Source organism: Mucilaginibacter sp. P2_A5 (assembly GCF_056404995.1).
In genome coordinates this window covers 1-20,120 of sequence record NZ_JBFUCY010000020.1, presented here as the reverse complement: position 1 = coordinate 20,120, position 20,120 = coordinate 1, and the positions used below count along the sequence as shown (strand labels likewise).

Sequence of the window (20,120 nt, the reverse complement as noted above, 5' to 3'; positions counted from 1 at the left end):
CTTTCCACGCGAGTCTTCGACAGACTACCCATGACAAGTTGTAAAACGGAAGTCATCCTGAACTTGTTTCAGGATCCCACAGGACAGGTGGCCCGCATGGAGTAAACTTAGCATGTGGGGTGCCGAAACAAGTTCGGCATGACATTGGGGATTAAATCGTTATCATTTCCCCTTTCAGAATTTTGCGAAATTTTATCATTCAGCCTGACAGGCTCGGGGACTTCGGCTAGTTTTTATATTCTGTAAATTTTCAAATTCTGCAAATTCTGAATCACACAACCTCCGCTACCACAAAAGTACTCCCACCCACAAAAACCAGGTCATCATCGCCCGCGTTATTTTGAGCGACCAGTAGCGCCTCTTTAACCGATATATATGCTGATCCCTGCAAATCAATGCTTTCGGCCTTGAGCTTTAAGCTTTCAGCTTCCAATCCCCTTTGGATATCAGGCTTGCAAAAATAGTAGGTGGCATTTTTGGGCAGCATGGTTAGCACCTTGGTGGTATCCTTATCATTCACCATGCCTATCACAAAATGCAAGTGTTTGTAATTGACAGATGCAATGTTTTGTAAAACCTCCTGTATGCCATCGGGGTTGTGGCCGGTATCGCAAATGGTTAGGGGTTTTTCGGTTAATGTTTCCCAACGGCCATGTAAGCCCGTGAGAGTTTTTACTTGCGATAAGGCTGTACGAGTATCATCATCACTAATATTAAAACCCTGAATACGTAGCTCATCAATAGCAGTTAACACAGTCTTTACATTTTTGAGCTGATATGAGCCGGTAAGATCGAGCTGGATGGCGAGTTGTGAGTTGTGAGTTGTGAGTTGTGAGTTTTTTGTGGCGGTTAAATCGAGCAGGTTTTCTTTTTGACTTTTGATTTTTGAGTTTTCAATTTCCCAAATGTCAGATGCAAATAAAATATCAGTACCGGCTAATCGGGCTTTGTCGATAAAGATTTGCGCCACTTCTTGCTGATTTTCGCCGATAATAACCGGAACGGCAGGTTTAATAATACCTGCTTTTTCGGCTGCTATTAGTTGCAGCGTATTACCCAGGATATTCATGTGGTCCCAACCGATGTTGGTGATAATGGAAAGTAACGGGTTGATAATATTGGTCGAATCCAACCGGCCTCCCAGTCCAACTTCAATAATGGCTATATCTACCTGCTCTTTTGCAAAAACGTCAAATGCCAGTCCTACGGTCATTTCAAAAAAAGAAGGTCGGATGTCGTCAAAATCGGGTTTATGGTCGGCCACAAAATCAATTACCGTTTGCTCACTTATCATTTGTCCGTTAATGCGGATGCGTTCGCGGAAATCTTTAAGATGGGGCGATGTATACAGGCCTGTTTTATAACCCGCGGTTTGCAATACGGCAGCGAGCATGTGCGATGTAGAGCCCTTACCATTGGTACCGCCAACATGAACGCTTTTGAATTTGTGCTGCGGATTTTCCAACCGTTTACAAAGCTCGATGGTATTATCAAGGTTAGCTTTATATGCCGAAGCCCCATCGCGCGTAAACATGGGGAGCTGGGTATATAGGTATTGGATGGTTTGCTGGTAGTTCATTTGTGTAGTTGGCAGTTATTGGTTAGCAGTTTGCAGTAAGTTTGGGTACAGTAATTATATCTGCTGCAAAACTATTAATTGGAGGTGCGAACTGCAAACTGCCTGCTGCAAACTGGAAACTGGAAATCAATTTACCTTAAACACAAAAACAACCGTGCCCTGTTGAGTATCAGGTGCCGAATCGAGGGCATTTAGCTTGGAGTTTTTTACAGCGTCTTCACATTTTTGTAATAGCGCTGCATCGGTAATGGTGGTGCCTCGGGCGCCGGCGCGGGCGTATACCACGTTGCCATCTTTATCAACCCTTATATCAACCATAATTTTGCCTGTTTGGCGATTGTCGTCGCTTACGGATGGGCGGCTTACAAAGTTACGCTGGGCCATGTTAAGGTTGCCGCCGTTACCAGATCCTGTTCCGTTATAATTGTTAGTTAGCGTAGTGCCCGTGGTTTTACCCTGGTTGCCCGGTTTATTGCCTGTTCCGTCGCCTTCGCCGGTGCCGGTTGTGGCTTTGCCTTTATAAAGGGCATTTTGGTTCACTACAGGTTTTGCAACCGCTTTAGTAGGTTGTGGCGTAGCCACAGCAGTTGTTGGTTTTTTTGTTGGCGCGGCAACTTCGGGCGCATCCTCAGTGTTTTGGGTAACTACAGTTTTTTCGCTGGCCTGCGGCGTTGGCTTGTCCTCGGACGGCGGGGCAGGAGTAACCTTATCCGGTTTGGTATGATTAGCTTTTTCGGCCACAGAAGGCTCTTCGGTGCTCATATAATCATTGCCCATACCTTCATCAACAGTACCGTAATTTACCAATATCCCGCCCGTGCCATCTTCTGGTTTTGGCGGGTTTTTAAACACGATAAAATAACATGCCGCCATCAGCACAGCCATAATAATGCCCGTTGCTAAAAACGCCTTTGGATAGTTATTTTGCTCTTCCCTGTATTCCATTTTAGTATCAAGTATTTAGTATCAAGTATCAAGACAACGCTTTGTTAGTATCGGGGAAGTATCAGACTGCTACAATATTCATTGTATGCCAATTAAAAAAGTCTTGATACTTGATACTTACTACTTGATACTATCTATCCCTTCGGTTCCGTTGCTAAAACCAGTTTTATGTTTAATTTTTGTGCTATATCCAATACTTGTACCACATCTTGTATGGCTACTGTTTTATCTACCGATAAAACAATGGTTAATTCTTTTGCCATCGATTTATAGGTTGATAACTCGTCCATCAGTTTATCTACCGGGACGACCTTTTTATCAACGGTGTATACCAAATCTTTGGTAATGGCTACGTTGATTGTTTTTTTGGAGATAGACTGCCCGCTTGATGATTTTGGTAAAACCAGCTTAACCACATTTGGATTGGTAACCGTTGACGCGATGAGGAAAAACAAAAGCAGGAAGAACATGATATCGTTCATAGCCGAGGTGTGTACCTCGGCCGATGCGCTTTTATGTCTTTTTCTTAAATTCATTTGCTTGGCTCCTCTAACAGGTCAATAAATTCAATGGCATCAGTTTCCAGTTTCAGGATCACCTTATCAACCATCATATTTAAAATATGGTAGCACACATAGGCCACAATACCCACAAATAAACCGGCGGCAGATGTTACCATTTTTACATATAAACCACCAGATATAACACCCATACTGATGTTATCTGTTTTAGAAATATCGTAAAAAATTTTAATTACCCCGGCAATAGTGCCCAGGAAACCAAACATCGGCGCTATACCTGCTACAATGCCCAAAATACCAATGTTTTTTTCCAGTTTGGATACTTCCAGTTTGCCAATGTTTTCTATGGCGCCTTCAATATCTTTTATCGGGCGGCCAATGCGCAGCAGCCCTTTTTGCAGCATGCGGCCCAATGGTGTATTGCTGTTGCGGCAAATAGCGATGGCCGATTCCAGGTTGCCCGAATGGATGCTCGACCGTACCTGTATCATCAGGTTCGACTCATTCCGGGATGCTTTGCGGATGGTGAAATAGCGTTCAAAAAATATAACAAGCCCCAGTACAGCCAGTATGCCTATAGGTATCATAACCCAGCCCCCTTTTATCAGCAGGTCGCCAAAACGTAAATCTTCTGCGGGCTGCGTTAATTGAGTGGCTGCGTGGTTAGCGGTATCTGCTAAGTGTTTTGCTGTATCTGTTACTGCCTGTATTAATAATAATGTCATTTTTTAGGGTTGTATGGTTGTATTGTTATTTTATCGTCGCTTATTTTTCCGGTAGAAACAATTTTTTGTTTAGCATCAACAGCTTCGTCCCGTACAAAATAAGTACCTAAACTTAATTTAAAAAGCCTGCCCGGCACATTTTCAAGTATGTGGGCAGTAAATCCTAATTTTTTATATTGAATAATAGTCTTTTGAGCATCAGCCTTTTTCTTGAAGGCACCGGCTAAAAGTTCATATCGTACACGAGTAAGGGTATCATTAACCGGTGCTGCCGCTTTACTTAACGCCGAATCAGGTTTTAAAATTGCCTTCCCTGTAGTGTCGGCCGTTTGTGCCGTTTTTTTTACAGAATCGGTATCGCTTTTTGTAACAGGAGTTGCCTTTGGTTCCGGTTGCAGTTGCGTTTCCTGGCCCTTGTTCAGATGCAGCCACTGTGGTTTAAATTTGTAAACAGTTAAAGCGGCGCTGGCCAAAATGATTATAACTATCAATATAATCGCCCAGGCGCTTATACCGCGCCGTGGTTCCGGCTCGTCGTCAAAATATTCTTCGGGTTGATTAACAGTTTCCTCCGATAGGATTTCACGGATTGGCCGCGGCAGTGGCATGGGCTCTGGAGGCAATGCCGAATCATCGGCAGGCACTTGTATGGGCGGCATTGGCGGCACCTGAACAGGTTCGGGCGTTTGAACCGGAATTTCGGTTGCTTCGGGCTGGTTTATCTTTTTTATGCTGATAGGTCCGTACCCATAAAAAGAAGCGTTATCGGTGTTGCTTACTTTTGATTTAAAGGCTATTTTGCCTTTATCCATAAAAAACCAACCCAAATCGGCAAAAGGTACTTCCTGTAAAGCTGCCTCTTGTTTTAAAGAGCTGATGTATTTATCGGTAAAGTATTTAGATGACGCCAGCGAAATTTTTTTCTTTTCGGCTATATATTTTGTTAAGGTATCATCACCATCGGCAACTTGCGGGTCAAACTGTATTTTATAACCAGGCGGGTAAAACTTACGCTCGGCATCGTTATACCAGGCACTTACACGTACATGCACAAAATGGCCAAGGCCAGGCACGCTTATCTCGCCCTGCCGGCCTAATAGTTCGCTTAAGTAATTGGCTATATCCATTTGCTAAAATACGGTTTACTACAAGTTGATATCTTAAAACGAGAAACCAACGCCGCCAAAGATATTAAATCCGTAGTTAGGATAGTATATCCAGTTTTGATAACCTGAGTTTAAAATGTTATTTGCCTGTGCAAACACGGTAATAACCGGTGTTACACGATATTCAACACCGCCATTTAAATCAGCAAATGACGCAATTTCGCGATTTTTCATTAACAGGGTTGTATTTGGCGTTGGAGTTCCCAACGGCCCTGGTGTTATGCCGAATGGCCTGTCATAGGCGGTTCCCCTTATCAATAATGAGCCGGTAATGCTTACTTTGTTGTTAATATGGATGGCGGTACCTGCCGTCAACAAAAACTTAGGCAGGTTCCAGGCTTGTTCTTCTGTCGCCATTTTATAATCCTTAAACTCAACACGGCCAAAAATGTTTACATCTTCGGTTGCTTTAAAGTCAAGCTCGCCATTAAAACCGCTTACACGCGACCGGCCTTTATCATATATCACATCAAATTTATAGCCTTGAGCGGTTTGGGTGCTTACAAATAAGGCCATATCTTTCACGCTGTTGCGAAATATAGCCGCTTTGAAGCTAAGCCCCGGCGCCAATGTGCCTTTTAAGCCCGCGCTGATGTCCAGCTGATCCACCGAATTTTGAAGTTTTATATTTTGGTTGATATATGGGTTCACATTTGCAAAATCGCGTAATGATGCGCGGTTTACATCGCCCTTGGCCTCAACAAACAAGCGCACATATTTGGGGATTACCTGGTATTCCAGTTTTGCGGCCGGGAATACAAAAAAGCGGTCAAAATCGCCAAATTCTTTAGCTATCGTTACACCCGCGTCTATTTTATAATTGGTGCCCTGGAATTTGATATAAGGGTTTAACCGCAGGATACTGTTGTTTAAGTTGTAAGCACTATCTTTTGGATTGGCCAGATCAACCGAAGCGCCAAGGCCGGTGTAAAACTGTTTAATAGTTTGGTTTACAAAGCCCGAAAGCATAATATTACTCTCGCGCGCTTTAAACGCATCGCCAAATGAATAACCGTTTAGTTTTACCGCGTAGGTAAAGTCGTTTTCAACATCCTTAAAGTTTTTGACCAGTTCAACTTCGCCGCTGATATCATTAAAATATTGTTTTTGCGGGTTAAAAGTTAAGGGAATAGAATCGGGATGGCCATAAAAATAAACACCACGGCGCTTATAATTGATACGGCCGCTAATGGTATTTTCTGAATTGATGCTTTTGATAAACACACCAACTTCGTCTTTACTTTCGGTTTGCTTATCCCATGAGCCCGATTGCGAAAGGTGTTTCAGGAAACCGCCAACCTGCAGGGCCTGGTCGCGGCCATTGCCAAAATAGGCCTCTCCAAACAAGGTTTTCATGCTGCCAATGCCTGCTTTAACATAGTTGTTAAGCAATACCGAATCCTGCTCGGCGGGTCTTTTTTGGGCATCAAGGCGCTTAATTTCCGAATCCTGCTCCAGTTTTTTATCCAGCGGGGCATAGGCTAAGGGCGCTTTAAAAGGTACTTTATCCTCCAGGTCGGGGTTGCGGCGAATTTTTACCGCATCGGCCAAAACCGGTTTATAAGCTGTGGTTACCACAATCTCTTCTGATAAGCTGCCCCCGTTTGCAGGGTTATTGGCGTTGGCGCCGCCTTTTTTGGTAGTATCCTGGCTGGCTTTGCTAACCACATTGCCTGGTTTTTTTGTTCCGGCATCTGTAGATTTTTTAACCGTAGGTTTTGCTGTAGCTTTTTTTGCAGGCGCCTTGGCTTTGGCGGTTTTTACTGTTGCCTTTTTAGCGGGTTTCTTTGTTTGCGCTTGTGCAGGAACAAAGTATAATGCTATTATTAAGGTAAGCAGCGTATAGGTGTATCTTAAGTTCATTGCTTGTCTTCTTTTATATTACTCTTCGTTATCCTGTTAGTTTTGAGCCGGCGTTTTGGTGGTATCTGCCGGCGCTGCTTTATCATCGCTGGTATCAGGTACTACAGGCGCGGCGTTTTTGCTTGCTTTGCCACCATTTAGTACATCCAGTTTTTGCTTGGCCGTTGGCAGTATATCATCATCTGCCTTATAATTATCAATAATACTTTGCAGGGTTGCTTTGGCCTGGAAGTTATCTTTAAGCGCCCTGTAGTTATCGGCCAATAAAATATAAGTTTTAGCTACCCAGTAATCATAGTTCGGCATTTCCTTAGCCAGGTCAAAACACATTTTTTGCGATGTTTTGTACCTGCCTTTTAAATACTCAACCAGTGCTACATTATATTTAGCTTCGGCTGCGGCAACTGTTTTGGTATTGGTTATGGTGTAGTTTAATTCCTTAATGGCGGTGGTTGTATCGCCCCTTTGCAAATAAGCCTTACCTGCGTATAAACCTGTACGGAATTTATCTTCCTGGGCGGTTTTATCATTTTCCCTAACCAGTTTCACATAGTTTAGCGCATCATCCGGCATTTTCATTTCGGCGTAGCATAGCAGCAGGTTATTAATAGCGAAGGTGTAATCGGCCTTATATTCTGAATTGGTTTCCAGCCGTTTCAGGAATACTACTGCTTCGTTATATTTTTGCTGGCTGATGTAGAGCTTGGCCATTGCTATTAATGATTTTTCGCTGTATGCGCTTGTCCAGTCGTTTAATATCAGGTTATAATCCACTACGGCTTCCTGCGTCCTGTTCAGGTTGGTTAAGCTTTGCGCCCTTATAAATCTTGCCTGCTTTTCGTAAATCTGTTTGCCCGGGAACTTATCAAAGTAAGCGTTTACGGCACCTAAGGCACCTTGCCAGTCGTTTTTTAAATAAAGGTTGTTGGCAGCAGTTATCATAATGCTTTCCTGGTCGGCCGCGGTATAGTTACCTATTGGCGTGGTAGCCGCATAGCTAATAAATGTTTGGGCATCACCTTTATCTGTATAAATTTTTTCTATTTGCTTAAGCGCCTGTTTAGCCTCATCGGTCGATGAATAATCCTGGATCACTTTTTTAAATGATTCAACTGCCAGGTCATCATTACCGGCATTGTAATCAATTAAACCAATAGTAACCAGCGCCCGCGGAATATAGCTGCTGCGCGGATATTTCTGGATCATCGCCTGCAAATCTGTCTTCGCTTTATCCCCGTTTGTTTTCAGGAAATAAGTATAAGCTATCTCGAACGACGCATCATCGGCATAGTCAGAATTTGGGAATTTGTTCAGCACATCGTTCAGCGTGCTTATCTTGGTATCCAACGAGCCTTGTAACCCCTGGATCATCCCACGCTGAAACAATGCGTAGTCTTCGCCCTGGTTATGCCTGGCAATAATGCGGTTGTAATAATCAAGCGCTTTGCCATAGCTTTTAAGCACAAAGTAGCTATCGCCAATACGGGTTACCGCATCGTTTTGGGTGCTCTCATCTTTTACGTCGCCGGCCAAAAACTTTTCAAAATAGTTAGCGGCTTTTTTATACTGCTCGCCATAAAAAGCGGCATAGCCAACGGCGTAGTTGGCATAGTTGGCCACTTCGGTTTCCTTAGCCTCGGGCATATCCAAAAACTGCTCAAAGGTTTCAACAGACTCGGCATATTTGCGTACTTCGTACATAGCCTCGGCCATCCAATAAGTGGTAAGGGCCGCGGTTTTTGGGTCGATAGGGTTTTTCAGCGAGCGGAGGAAAATACCTATGGCGTTTTCAAAGGCACGCTCGTTATAAAATTCCAATCCCCGGTAATAGGTAACTTTTTGATAAGCTATTTGTGCGCTTTGCGATTTATTAGGAATAGGCTCTAATATTTCGACTGCCTCTTTGTAATTGCGGGAGTTTAACAATTCTTCGCCCAATAATACCTTCATCTCATCAATGCGGCGCGAGCGGGGATAGTTTTTAAGGTATAAACGCGTAGCGGCAAGGGCGTCGGTATTAAAGTCGAGCTCGTACGATAGCTTGGCGTACTCGTACAACGCATCCTCCTGCAGTTGCTTATCATAATTAAGCTTTGATGCGTTAAGGAAAGCGTTGCGTGCGCTTTGCTTGTTGTTCATCTTCAGGAAAACATCGCCTAAGGTATAGTTGCCGTTTTGGCTGTATACATCTTTTTGCTCCACCAGTTTTTCAAGCTCGCTTGCGGCCTGGCCGTAATTGCCTACTTTGTACAGGGTGTAACCTATCTGGTAGCTGTCCTGGGTGTTTTGGGTGCGGCCCTGGTCGCGGTCCTGGAAACGGCCATAGTATTTAACGGCATTGTCAAAATTGGCCTTAGCAAAGTACGATGCAGCAATAATGCGCAGCATTTCGGTCTCGTTTTGCTGGTGGGTGTTGTTAACAATTGGTACCGCGTAGCTTATTACATCATCATAGCGCTTGTCTAAAAAATAAACTGCCGAAATGTAATAGGGATAGCTGTTTTCGTATTTCTTTGATTTTTTTAGCCGCTCAAAGTTTACCAATGCCAGGTGATAATCTTTGTTAAGATAGGCTATGTAAGCAAAGTAATAAGTAGCATCTTCGGTAAATTCGGTTTTTTTGGTTTTTACTTCCGCAAAAAGCAATTGGGCTTCTTTATAATTACCTAACGAAAAATAAGCATAGCCTTTGCGGAACTTGTACTCGGTATTATCATGGCCGTTAAGTTCGCCGGCCTGTACTTTATCAAACCATTCAATTGATTTTTCGTAGTTGCCCTGTTTAAAATATGATTTCCCTATCTGGAAATAAGCCAGTTTGGTAAGCGGGTTTTCGGGATGCTCTTTGATGAAACGCTGAAACATGCTTTCGGCATCATCATTATTAAGATTAAGGGCGCAAAAGGCTTCGTAATACTGGCTGTTTTCTTTTACCAGCGACAAATCCGACTCGAACTTGGGCTGGTTGGTAGTTTTAAGCCTGGCAGTCTCCAATAGCCGGAATTGCTCGGCGGCAGATGCATATTTTCCTTTACTCATCAGGTCGATGGCGGTATGGTAAGAGCGGTAAACCTGGGTAGATGGATTTTGCTGTGCCAGAGCGGTTGAAGCTATAAAAACAGGAATTAGCAGGGGGATGTATCTTTTTTTGATCATAAAGCGCATACTAACGATGGTGCTAAAATAGCGAAACGAAAATGGCTAATTAACACAAGTAGTTAACAAATGTGGAAAACACGTTTATAAAACGAAGGTAATACTAAAGATGATATGTGTGTGGAAAACTTTAAAATTGTTGATTGATCCACAGCCACGGATGTTGAACCAAAAATAACCAATTAGCATAAGTAGCCGCAATTTTTTTAAATTTTAAACGTGTTGAATAATATGTTTGTGTGTGTATGTTGTTTGGTTTTGGTGCCGATTGGGATATATCGGTTTGTAAGTAAAAAGATTAACCTGTTAGCCATTTTGTTTTTTCCGTTGATTTGTAATGCACAAAAAATAAACGGGCCAATTGTTTTAAGCAGCGGGCAATTTTTGTTGCCCGCCAACGAGTTTTACATTGCCGGGGTGGTAGATGACCGGGACGACCGCAGTGCTGTAGCCAGGCTTTTACCTGCTACGCGGCTAACCCCGGCCACACCCAAATACATGGCCGACCTGGAAGGAGGCACGCTATCGGCAGTTAAAGAATATGTAAGCAAAAGCCTGCCGCCCGATAAAACATTAAGGCCGGTTATTATCCACATCAAAAAATTAATGGTAGATGAAACTTTGCAGCCCGGAGGTAAAGTTGAAGGCAAATTGAGTATTGTTTTATCATTTTGGTTAAAAAAGGAGGATGATGACCTGCGGCTGATTGATTACCGCGGAGGTACAAACTATACCAGGGGCACAGGGCAGCAAATGGATGTAGGCGGTTTGTTAAGTAATTCGTTACGGGCAGGCCTGCTGTATTTTAATAGCTGGATAAATAAGCAGGCTGGTGGTAATATTAAGCTGGCCAAAGGAGTAAAACTTATTTTTAGCGATTATACCGAGCAGCCCGAAGGCGACACCATTTACTACTCGGCTAAGCGGCGTTTAACATGGGACGATTTTCAGCAAAGGCCCCTTGCCAGTAAATATGAAGCCGAAGTTTTTCCAAGTATAGCTTATGGAGAGCATGTGGAGGTTGTTAAGGGAATAATTAACGTGCACATAAGCCTAAAACCATATTTGCCCAAAAGCGCTTGCTGGGTAAAGGATGGAGGCCGTACCCCTTATAATTTAAATCACGAACAAAGGCACTTTGATATAGTAAAGCTGGTGATGGAGCATTTTAAGCAACATTTGCTCAAAGAAAAACTTACGGTCGACAATTATGACGGGCCGATTAACGTGGACTACCTCGATTCGTTCAGGGAAATGAACGACCTGCAAAAGCAATATGATGACGAAACAAACCATGGGCTTAATGTAAGCGTGCAGGAGGAATGGAATAAGAAGATTGATAAAGAGTTTTTAAGTATCAAGTCGCAAGTATCAAGTATCAAGATTTTTTGAGGTAGTTGGTAACCAAACCCTGCAACTCAATGCAACTGTCTTGATACTTGATACTAACTACTTGATACTGCCTTCCGTTTCATTTATTTTTGAAAGTTTAAAAACTTGTCTATATTTGTGCATGGAATTGGCAGAAGCGAAGCTTAAATTTATTGAAGCCTGGGGAAAGTTGGGTTCGGAGTGGGGCATAAACCGTACTATGGCGCAGGTGCATGCCTTGCTGATGGTATCGCCCGAGGCTTTGACAACCGAAGATGTGATGGCCGAACTGAGCATATCGCGTGGCAATGCCAATATGACCCTGCGCGATTTGATTGACTGGGGCCTGGTTGAAAAACAACACAAAACCGGCGAACGGAAAGAGTTTTTTTATGCCGAAAAAGATACCTGGGTAATTGCACGCCGTGTGGCCGAAGAGCGTAAGAAACGCGAGCTTGACCCGGTGCTGAAGATCCTGGCCCAGCTAACCGAAGTTAAAGGCGATGAAAAAGATCCGGCCTATAAAACCTTTAAAACATCAATAAACGACATTAATAAATTGGCCAAAAACGTAAATACAACCTTAGATACCATGCTGAAAGCCGAAGAAAGTTGGTTTTTTGGGTCGATATTTAAAATGTTCAAGTAACATTTTTTTTGAGATCAAATTTCAATTTATCCTGAAAATACAATAAATAATATACACAGTAAATCACAAAATCATGAACTACTTTATTTTAACTTACCTTGTTTACCTGCTGGTAAGCATTGCATTAACCGTTTGGGTTGCCAAAGTGCTTTTTAAAAATGGGCGTATTTTTTTGGTGGATATTTTTCACGGCAATAATGAATTGGCCGACTCTGTAAATAAACTGCTCGTAGTTGGCTTTTACCTTGTTAATATTGGCTACATGAGCCTGGCATTGAAAGAAACAGGAAGCATAGGTAGCACGCAGGTGGTAGTGGAGGTGTTAAGCTATAAGTTGGGATGGATAATTTTAATTTTGGGCGGCATGCACTTTTTAAACCTGGTTGTGTTTTTTAAACTACGTAACCGTGCAAAAAGGGATAAGGCTTTTAATGTAAATATTCAATAAATATAATGGAAACAGGTGCTTAAGCATCATGTATACTTGTTATAGCAGGGCGCCATTGGCTAACCTGCTATTTTGCAATTAAGCCGCTTGGTTAAGCTGTGCTTTCACGCTATGTAACAATACATCTATGTCAAAGGGTTTGGCTATAAAGTCATCCGGGCCGCCGTTGGTCTGGAGCGACCTGTCAGAAACATTGTGGCTTGCCGAGATCAGGATAACCGGAATGTTATGGGTTTCTTTCATGGCTTTAATGTGTTTGCATAACTCGCGCCCATCTAAGCCGCCCAACATAATATCAAGTAAAATCAAGTCGGGATGATGCTTCCTGATCCTGTCAAAAAGGTAATGACCATCTGAAAGTGTTTCAACCTCATAGCCCGATTCTTCAAGTATGTATTGTAAAACCTCCAATATGTCCTTATCATCATCAACCGCTAATATCCGTCTCATGGTATCGTCTTTTAGTATCTTCAAAAACTGCTATTAATCATTAATTAATAACTTTACGTTGAAGACAAGCAAATGTTATACCAAATTAGCCTGATAAGTGGTTTTAAATCAATGTAATATTATGCTTATACTCAAATTAATGTAAAATGAGCATAAAAGCACCCGGTATGACGAAATAAAAAGATAAGTTTTGTTGTGAAAACAGGAATAATTTGTACTGAACCTGGTATGATTTACAATTAGCCTTCAGCCGAAAATTTTGGTTCTAAGTAAGAAACCGATAAAATTTGACTTGAATTTCCGATTAAAGACTTAAAACTAATCTTCATCCTGCCTGGCAAAAATATAACTTGCCTTTTTACACTTAGCACAGAAATACTTTTTTATGGGTAAAAAAAACAAAACCCTTTTTGTAAACCAGCCACGGCGCATTTTAAAGTGGAAAGGACTTCCACATTTTGAGCAATAATATACTTTTCTTGGTTTTACGCTAATGTTTTGATCTTCTGCCATAGTAATATAGGGAAGCCAATTTACAACATAGCCTATATAAAACAGTAGTCTCCTTCTAAATAATACCAATAAGTCAGTTTTGATATCCTATTGGTTATTTTTTTTAACCAAATCAATAAAGTACATGTCTTTTGCGTTGGCACCTATAGCAAATGTATCTTTTGATAGGAAGGAAAAATAAAAAACGCCTTGCAAAAAAACCTCTCGGGATCCTGTCTTCGAGTTCTGCCTTGCATCTTGGGCACAGCAGCTTCTTTTTTTGTGGTGCTTTTGCACCTTGCTGAGGATTTATTTGTACAACCATAATACAATCAGGGGTTTATTGTATTTATTTATCGTTTAGTTTTTTACTATCACAAAGATATGATTGTTATCAATATTTCAATCATTCTGGGTCTTTATTATTGTATTTTTATTTTTATGCTATAAAAATGATTTTTTTTCAAAAAGGATCTTGGTTTAAACAATCTTTTTAAATTCTTGTTAAAACGCGAAAAAAAAACGAACGGGAAGCTGCGGGGTTTCGGTTAAAGTAGCGAACTGCAAGGCGTAATAGCCGGGCAATTATTTTATCAGGTTGTTAACTTTTTCTACAAGTTCAGCCAGGTCAAAAGGCTTATTGATGATGCCGTCGCAACCGTAATTTAAAAGGTGATCGTCATTACTTAAGTAAGCCGAAAATATAATAACGGGAGTGTTCCCAAACTTGGGATGAACTTTAATGGTTTTGCAAATTTCACCGCCGTTTGTGCCGGCCACGCGATAGTCCAATATAACAAGGTCGGGGGCAAACTCTTCTATCAGTGGCAATACATCTTCACTGTTTGAGGTACTGCGTACTTCAAATTGTTCGTACGTGAGTGTTTCATGAACAATTTCTAAAATGTCCTGATTATCATCCAATACTAAAATACGCTTTGACATAGTAAACGTTAAAAGTGAAGGGGGCCTAAATGTATTAAAGTATCTTTTACTAATGCTGTAGAATAATTACGGAATAACAGTAGGGGCCTATTATTTAACGGTACGCCAGCATACAAACCTAAGCATTTTTTATAGAGTGACATAAAAAAAGAACAAGGCTTTGGTTTTTTTTGTTTTAATTAAATTATTTAAGAAAAAGAAGGTGTCTGTTTTTTTTGCCGGTTTTTAAACAAATAATTAAAGGCTGTTATCTTTATAAATTTATCAGTTTGCATAAAAGCTTAAATCAAATAATGTTGTTACTTTAGTCGGACAGCATTTGGCCTGAGTGCCAATTAACAGTTTAATGTAATGGTATTAGCAATTATCCTTATTTGTATTATCCTCCTTATTTTATTGGTAAGCTGGGGCAAGGTAAATCCTTTTGTAGCTTTTCTTATGGTTGCTATAGCCGCTGGGTTAATGCTGGGCATCCCGATAAATAAATTGATGGCATCGGTACAAAAAGGTATGGGCGATATCATGGGCAAATTGCTTATTATCATTTGCCTGGGCGCCATGTTGGGCAAGCTTGTTGCAGTTAGCGGGGCAGCCCAAAAAATAGCCGAGGTATTGGTTAAGGCCGTTGGCGAAAAGCATATACAATGGGCGCTGGTTTCGGCGGGTTTTATCATCGGCATCCCGCTTTTTTATGGAATTGGTTTTGTATTAATGGTACCACTTATATTTTCGGTAGTTTACAAATATAAACTGCCCGCAGTTTATATTGGCCTGCCTATGCTGGCCTCATTATCGGTTACGCATGGTTTTTTACCGCCGCATCCGTCGCCGTCGGCATTGGTAGCCATGTTTCATGCCAACATGGCCACAACCTTTCTTTATGGGTTAATGATAGCCATACCGGCCATTATAATTGCCGGCCCTTTATTTGCCCGTTTTTTAAAAAAAATACCCTCCGAACCCCTGGCCACCTTCAGGGCCGATGAGTTGCCGGCAGAAAAGCTGCCTGGTGCTCTAAATAGTTTTCTTACTGCCTTACTGCCGGTAATATTGTTAATGCTCTCGGCTTTGTTCCCGTACCTGGGTATCAAGGATGTTTTTGTGGTAAAATTGATAGCTTTCCTTGGCGATCCATCCATCGTGATGCTGATTGCGCTTCTCGTGGCTACTTTTACGCTGGGCATTAAGCAAGGAAAAAAAATGAGCGCCCTGGCCGGTAATTACACTGATGCTGTTAAGGATATCGCGCTCATACTGCTTATTATCGCCGGCTCGGGGGCTTTAAGCGAAGTTTTAACCGCCAGCGGCGCCAGCGATCAGATTGCCGATCAGTTAAAGGCCCTGAACCTGCCGCCATTGCTTTTAGGCTGGGTTATAGCGGCTATTATTCGTGTTAGTTTAGGATCGGCAACGGTGGCCGGGCTTGCAGCGGCGGGCATTTTGGTAAAATTGGTAACCAAAAGTCATGTTGATCCTAATTTAATGGTGCTATCTATAGGCGCAGGCAGCCTGGCGTTTTCGCATGTTAATGATTCGGGCTTCTGGCTTTTTAAAGAATATTTTAACATCAGTATAAAAGATACCATAAGGTCATGGTCGGTAATGGAAACGTTGGTTTCGATAACAGGCCTGGCAGGAGTATTAGTTATTAACCAGTTTGTAAAGTAACTTTAGGCAATGAAAAAGCTTAAGAAATTAATAGCTGTATTGTTAATAATACTGACCCCTGGCCTTGCCTGTTTTGGGCAGGAAACGGCCGGGAACTTTTATACAGCGACCGACGGTGTAAAAATTTATTACGAGGTTAAGGGCGACGGTCTGCCGGTTGTGCTCATTCATGGGTTTTCGGGCACCGGCCAGGGCTGGAAAAACGGGCATCTTTACCAGGATTTGGTTGCCGCCGGTTATAAGGTGATCCTACTCGACCAGCGGGGCAACGGACGGTCAGACAAGCCGCATACCGATGCCGGTTACGCAGATGATGCTGAGGCTAAAGATATAATGGGACTGGTAAGCAGCCTGGGCATCAAAAAATATAATGTGGTGGGCTATTCGCGCGGGTCTATCATCGCATCGCGGTTACTGGTGTTGGATAAGCGGGTACAAAAATTGGTAATGGGCGGTATGGGCGATGCTTATACCAATCCCGAATGGCCAAGACGCGTTCATGCATATAAAGCTTTGATGGGCGATACCAGTTTTCATGATGTGGATGGTATGGTAAAATATATCCACAGTAACCCAGCTTTTGATGTACCGGCGCTGGCTTTGCAACAAAAATATCAGCCTTCAACAAGTCCGCAGGAATTAGCTAAAGTGAAAATTCCGGTATTGTTGATAAATGGCACAGAAGATCATGACGGTGGATCTGAAACAGCATTACATAAAATGATCAAGACATCCAAACTGAGTTATGTGCCTGGCGACCATAACGCTGCTTCAAAAACGATACAGTTCTCGGCCAGTGTAATGGAGTTTTTTAAGTGAACTTTGAGTAGTGCACTACTGACTACTGAAAGAGCGGATAGGGTTTGGCCGGTGCTAAAGGGATTGTTATAATACTGATTTTTTTTTTGGCTATTTAATTTTGTGAGGATTGTTCGATTTGTATTTTTCAAGACAGTTCAGGACGCCCAAATAAAAATATCATTTTACATTGCAGGTTGTACATTAAGCGTATGCTTTCAGTAATATTTACCCATGATTTTGCTAAAAGCTTTTACTGCTTTTATAAACCGAATAGTCCTCTTTAATATGAAACAATCTTTACGCAAACCTGCGCTTTACATTGCTTTATTGTTTATTTGTTTGTTTAAAATTTCGGCGGTTGCGGTTGCACAAATGCCCGTAACTACAGGCCTGAAGTGCGAATACCTGGTTGCACCTATAGGTATCGATGCCAAACACCCGCGCTTAACCTGGCAAATGGCTGATACCCAGCAGGGCGCCGCCCAAACCGCATATCAATTGGTGGTAGGCGCCGATTCGGTGGCCGTTGCTGCGGGCAGAGGAGATAGCTGGGCAACGGCCAAAGTGGTTTCGGCCGCCAGCCTGGTTACCTACAACGGCAAGGCACTGCAGCCATTTACCAAATATTTTTGGAGGGTGGTGTTGTGGGACAAGGCCGGTAAAAAACTACGGCCATCGGCAATTACCAGTTTTGAAACCGGTATGATGGAAATGCGCAACTGGAAAGGATCGTGGATAAGCGATAACAAAGGTATTGCGGTTAACCCGGCACCATATTTCCGTAATACGTTTAAGGTGGGCAAAGCCATCAAATCGGCAAGGGCGTATATTGCGGTGGCCGGTTTATATGAGCTTTACATCAATGGTAAAAAAATAGGCAACCACCGGCTCGACCCAATGTATACCCGGTTTGACAGGCGCACGCTGTATGTAGCATATGATGTTACCGCTAACATGCAAAATGGTAAAAACGCAGTGGGTGTATTGCTGGGGAATGGCTGGTACAATCACCAAAGCACGGCAGTATGGTATTTTCACCAGGCGCCGTGGCGCGGCAGGCCAGCCTTTTGTATGGATTTAAGGGTAACCTATACCGACGGCACTACCGAGACCATATCATCCAATACCCGGTGGAAAACATCCCTGAGCCCCGTAGTATTCAACAGCATTTACACCGCCGAGCACTACGATGCCCGCAAGGAGCAGCCCGGATGGAATACCCCCGATTTTATCGACTCGGCCTGGAAAAACGTAATCAACCGCTCAGCCCCATCAGCAAATATTGTGGCGCAAAGCTTGCAGCCTATCCGCAATGTTGAGGAGATACCTGCCAAAACCATTACCAAAATTGATGACAACCTGTGGGTTTTTGATATTGGCCGTAACATATCCGGCGTAAGCCAGATTACTGTTAAAGGCGATTCGGGCACTGTAATCCGCCTGAAACACGCCGAACGCCTCAACAAAAATGGCCATGTAGATCAATCTAATATCGACCTGCATTACCGCCCAACTGATGATAAGGACCCTTTCCAGACAGATATTTTTATCCTTGGCGGCAAAGGCGAAGAAACCTTTATGCCTAAGTTTAACTATAAAGGGTTTCAGTATGTGGAGGTAAGCAGCAGCAAGCCCATCCAGCTCACCAAAGAAAGTTTGAAAGCTTACTTTATGCACAGCGATGTACAGCCGGTAGGCCAGGTAAGCTCATCAAACCAAACCCTCAATCAAATTTGGAGTGCCACCAATAATAGCTACCTGAGCAACCTGTTTGGCTACCCGACAGATTGCCCACAACGCGAAAAAAACGGCTGGACAGGCGATGCCCACATAGCCAGCGAAACAGGCCTGTATAATTTTGATGCCATAACCATTTACGAAAAATGGCTGGCCGATCACCGCGATGAGCAACAGCCCAACGGCGTATTGCCCTCTATTATACCAACCGGCGGCTGGGGCTACGAATGGGGCAACGGCCCGGATTGGACAAGCACCATCGCCATCATCCCCTGGAATATTTACTTGTTTTATGGTGATAGCAAGCTACTTGCCGATAGCTATACTAGCATCGAAAAATATGTAAACCATATTGACGAATTGTACCCAACGGGCCTCACCTCCTGGGGCCTTGGCGATTGGGTGCCCGTGAAATCTGTTTCGCCGGTTGAGCTTACCTCATCGGTTTATTATTACACAGATGCCAATATTTTGGCCAAAGCAGCTAGAATTTTGGGTAAACAGGCTGATTTTGTGAAATATACAGCCCTCGCTACAAAAATAAAAAATGCCATCAATGCCAAGTACCTCAATGCGCAAACCGGTATGTACGGACAGGGTCTGCAAACAGAGTTGAGCGTTCCGCTATTTTGGGGCGTAGTGCCCGATAATTTAAAAGGCAAAGTAGCTGCCAACCTGGCCGCCCGTGTTGCAGCCGATAATTACCACCTGGATGTAGGTATTCTTGGCGCTAAGGCCATTTTAAGCGCACTGAGTGATAACGGTTATCCCGATGTAGCCTACAAAATAGCATCGCAGGAAACCTTCCCTTCATGGGGTTGGTGGATGGTGAACGGAGCAACTACGCTATATGAAAATTGGCAGATTGATGCCAAATCCGACATTTCCCTTAACCACATTATGTTTGGCGAAATTGGCGCCTGGCTGTACAAAGGCATTGCAGGCATTCAGCCCGATGCAAATCAGCCCGGCTTTAAAAACGTGGTCCTGGCACCGCATTTTGTGCCTGGTTTAAATGAGTTTACCGCCACGCATGATGGCCCTTACGGCAAAATTTTATCATCATGGAAACGGGAGGGGAGCAGTGTTACTTATAAAGTAATTGTACCGGCAAATTCAACGGCAAGTATCACCTTCCCTGCGGGTAAAGTTACCTTATCAGGTAAATCCATTGGCAAGGAATATAAGGCGGTGGCAGGTAGCTATGAGTTTAAAATAAGTCCCGCAGTACTCTAATTGTCATTTCGAACGAGCCTGCGGTGGAGTTGTATGGGCGGGGTGAGGAGAAATCTTAGACACCTTGCATTCCACCAAGTCCATCGGAATGCAAGGCGCCTAAGATTTCTCCTCGTACCTCGTTCGTATTCTAGGTTTAGCATAATTCCAAATTTAATTCAAAAAAGATTTTTTAGGCTGCCCTTTTATAGTTTTCCACATATTTTACGCCTCTTTTCACCAGGGAAAACATTCGTAAGATCAGCTTGAATTTTATATTGTTCAATACCAATCCGTAATCCTTACTTTTCATTTTTCGCTCTGCATATGCCCTTATCTCTGGATCATATTGCATTGCCGTTTTGGCTGCCTGGTTAAGTTCCTGTTTT

General features: G+C 42.8%; 15 protein-coding genes and 1 pseudogene. 6 read left to right on the top strand and 10 right to left on the bottom strand.

What is annotated here, in order from left to right; translation table 11 throughout:
* Positions 1-271 precede the first annotated feature (271 nt).
* The 7 genes from AC1DXF_RS18110 to AC1DXF_RS18080 form a co-directional block, all read right to left on the bottom strand.
* Positions 272-1,579, bottom strand: a complete 1,308-nt coding sequence (locus AC1DXF_RS18110; protein WP_477450134.1) for a bifunctional folylpolyglutamate synthase/dihydrofolate synthase — start codon at positions 1,577-1,579, stop codon at positions 272-274.
* A 126-nt stretch (positions 1,580-1,705) separates the two neighbouring features.
* Positions 1,706-2,524 carry an energy transducer TonB gene (locus tag AC1DXF_RS18105; protein WP_477450133.1) on the bottom strand — a complete coding sequence of 273 codons (819 nt, stop codon included), beginning with the start codon at positions 2,522-2,524 and terminating at the stop codon, positions 1,706-1,708.
* 134 nt (positions 2,525-2,658) lie between these two features.
* On the bottom strand, positions 2,659-3,060 hold the full coding sequence (locus tag AC1DXF_RS18100; protein ID WP_477450132.1) for an ExbD/TolR family protein: 402 nt from the start codon (positions 3,058-3,060) through the stop codon (positions 2,659-2,661).
* Positions 3,057-3,770, bottom strand: a complete 714-nt coding sequence (locus tag AC1DXF_RS18095) for a MotA/TolQ/ExbB proton channel family protein (protein ID WP_477450131.1) — start codon at positions 3,768-3,770, stop codon at positions 3,057-3,059. Before AC1DXF_RS18095 ends, AC1DXF_RS18100 begins: the two co-directional genes overlap by 4 nt.
* A complete protein-coding gene (locus AC1DXF_RS18090; protein WP_477450130.1) occupies positions 3,767-4,897 on the bottom strand; it encodes an HU domain-containing protein in 1,131 nt (376 codons plus the stop codon). The genes AC1DXF_RS18095 and AC1DXF_RS18090 overlap by 4 nt, the downstream gene beginning before the upstream one ends.
* A 33-nt stretch (positions 4,898-4,930) precedes the next feature.
* On the bottom strand, positions 4,931-6,799 hold the full coding sequence (locus tag AC1DXF_RS18085; protein WP_477450129.1) for a porin family protein: 1,869 nt from the start codon (positions 6,797-6,799) through the stop codon (positions 4,931-4,933).
* A 36-nt stretch (positions 6,800-6,835) separates the two neighbouring features.
* Positions 6,836-9,955, bottom strand: coding sequence for a tetratricopeptide repeat protein (locus tag AC1DXF_RS18080; RefSeq protein ID WP_477450128.1), 3,120 nt, complete (start codon positions 9,953-9,955; stop codon positions 6,836-6,838).
* A gap of 315 nt (positions 9,956-10,270) precedes the next feature.
* Here AC1DXF_RS18080 and AC1DXF_RS18075 point away from each other — a divergent pair, with 315 nt between their 5' ends.
* The 3 genes from AC1DXF_RS18075 (at position 10,271) to AC1DXF_RS18065 (ending at position 12,423) form a co-directional block, all read left to right on the top strand.
* A complete protein-coding gene (locus AC1DXF_RS18075; RefSeq protein ID WP_477450127.1) occupies positions 10,271-11,347 on the top strand; it encodes a hypothetical protein in 1,077 nt (358 codons plus the stop codon).
* Positions 11,348-11,468: 121 nt separating this feature from the next.
* On the top strand, positions 11,469-11,975 hold the full coding sequence (locus AC1DXF_RS18070) for a GbsR/MarR family transcriptional regulator (RefSeq protein ID WP_477450126.1): 507 nt from the start codon (positions 11,469-11,471) through the stop codon (positions 11,973-11,975).
* A gap of 73 nt (positions 11,976-12,048) precedes the next feature.
* Positions 12,049-12,423 carry a hypothetical protein gene (locus AC1DXF_RS18065; RefSeq protein ID WP_477450125.1) on the top strand — a complete coding sequence of 125 codons (375 nt, stop codon included), beginning with the start codon at positions 12,049-12,051 and terminating at the stop codon, positions 12,421-12,423.
* A gap of 78 nt (positions 12,424-12,501) precedes the next feature.
* On the opposite strand, the gene AC1DXF_RS18060 is transcribed toward AC1DXF_RS18065, so the two are convergent.
* Both AC1DXF_RS18060 and AC1DXF_RS18055 read right to left on the bottom strand, forming a co-directional pair.
* A complete protein-coding gene (locus AC1DXF_RS18060) occupies positions 12,502-12,873 on the bottom strand; it encodes a response regulator (RefSeq protein ID WP_477450124.1) in 372 nt (123 codons plus the stop codon).
* 1,077 nt (positions 12,874-13,950) lie between these two features.
* Positions 13,951-14,310 carry a response regulator transcription factor gene (locus tag AC1DXF_RS18055; protein WP_477450123.1) on the bottom strand — a complete coding sequence of 120 codons (360 nt, stop codon included), beginning with the start codon at positions 14,308-14,310 and terminating at the stop codon, positions 13,951-13,953.
* Between the two features lie 351 nt (positions 14,311-14,661).
* Here AC1DXF_RS18055 and AC1DXF_RS18050 point away from each other — a divergent pair, with 351 nt between their 5' ends.
* The 3 genes from AC1DXF_RS18050 (at position 14,662) to AC1DXF_RS18040 (ending at position 19,752) form a co-directional block, all read left to right on the top strand.
* Complete coding sequence (locus AC1DXF_RS18050) at positions 14,662-15,978, top strand: GntT/GntP/DsdX family permease (RefSeq protein WP_477450122.1); 1,317 nt, start codon at positions 14,662-14,664, stop codon at positions 15,976-15,978.
* A 9-nt stretch (positions 15,979-15,987) separates the two neighbouring features.
* The gene (locus tag AC1DXF_RS18045; RefSeq protein ID WP_477450121.1) at positions 15,988-16,797 is read left to right on the top strand and encodes an alpha/beta fold hydrolase; all 810 of its coding nucleotides are present in this window, start codon (positions 15,988-15,990) and stop codon (positions 16,795-16,797) included.
* 267 nt (positions 16,798-17,064) lie between these two features.
* Positions 17,065-19,752, top strand: coding sequence for an alpha-L-rhamnosidase (locus AC1DXF_RS18040; protein ID WP_477450120.1), 2,688 nt, complete (start codon positions 17,065-17,067; stop codon positions 19,750-19,752).
* A gap of 172 nt (positions 19,753-19,924) precedes the next feature.
* Here the strand turns inward: AC1DXF_RS18040 and AC1DXF_RS18035 are convergent.
* Positions 19,925-20,120: pseudogene (locus tag AC1DXF_RS18035) on the bottom strand (IS110 family transposase); the annotation flags it as partial.

Excerpts from the sequence above, each read along its gene's own strand:
- AC1DXF_RS18040 (WP_477450120.1), top strand. The coding sequence starts at position 17,065 with ATGAAACAATCTTTACGCAAACCTGCGCTTTACATTGCTTTATTGTTT.
- AC1DXF_RS18095 (WP_477450131.1), bottom strand. The coding sequence starts at position 3,770 with ATGACATTATTATTAATACAGGCAGTAACAGATACAGCAAAACACTTA.
- AC1DXF_RS18060 (WP_477450124.1), bottom strand. The coding sequence starts at position 12,873 with ATGAGACGGATATTAGCGGTTGATGATGATAAGGACATATTGGAGGTT.
- AC1DXF_RS18105 (WP_477450133.1), bottom strand. The coding sequence starts at position 2,524 with ATGGAATACAGGGAAGAGCAAAATAACTATCCAAAGGCGTTTTTAGCA.
- AC1DXF_RS18080 (WP_477450128.1), bottom strand. The coding sequence starts at position 9,955 with ATGATCAAAAAAAGATACATCCCCCTGCTAATTCCTGTTTTTATAGCT.
- AC1DXF_RS18070 (WP_477450126.1), top strand. The coding sequence starts at position 11,469 with ATGGAATTGGCAGAAGCGAAGCTTAAATTTATTGAAGCCTGGGGAAAG.
- AC1DXF_RS18055 (WP_477450123.1), bottom strand. The coding sequence starts at position 14,310 with ATGTCAAAGCGTATTTTAGTATTGGATGATAATCAGGACATTTTAGAA.
- AC1DXF_RS18085 (WP_477450129.1), bottom strand. The coding sequence starts at position 6,799 with ATGAACTTAAGATACACCTATACGCTGCTTACCTTAATAATAGCATTA.
- AC1DXF_RS18110 (WP_477450134.1), bottom strand. The coding sequence starts at position 1,579 with ATGAACTACCAGCAAACCATCCAATACCTATATACCCAGCTCCCCATG.
- AC1DXF_RS18065 (WP_477450125.1), top strand. The coding sequence starts at position 12,049 with ATGAACTACTTTATTTTAACTTACCTTGTTTACCTGCTGGTAAGCATT.
- AC1DXF_RS18100 (WP_477450132.1), bottom strand. The coding sequence starts at position 3,060 with ATGAATTTAAGAAAAAGACATAAAAGCGCATCGGCCGAGGTACACACC.
- AC1DXF_RS18090 (WP_477450130.1), bottom strand. The coding sequence starts at position 4,897 with ATGGATATAGCCAATTACTTAAGCGAACTATTAGGCCGGCAGGGCGAG.
- AC1DXF_RS18050 (WP_477450122.1), top strand. The coding sequence starts at position 14,662 with ATGGTATTAGCAATTATCCTTATTTGTATTATCCTCCTTATTTTATTG.
- AC1DXF_RS18045 (WP_477450121.1), top strand. The coding sequence starts at position 15,988 with ATGAAAAAGCTTAAGAAATTAATAGCTGTATTGTTAATAATACTGACC.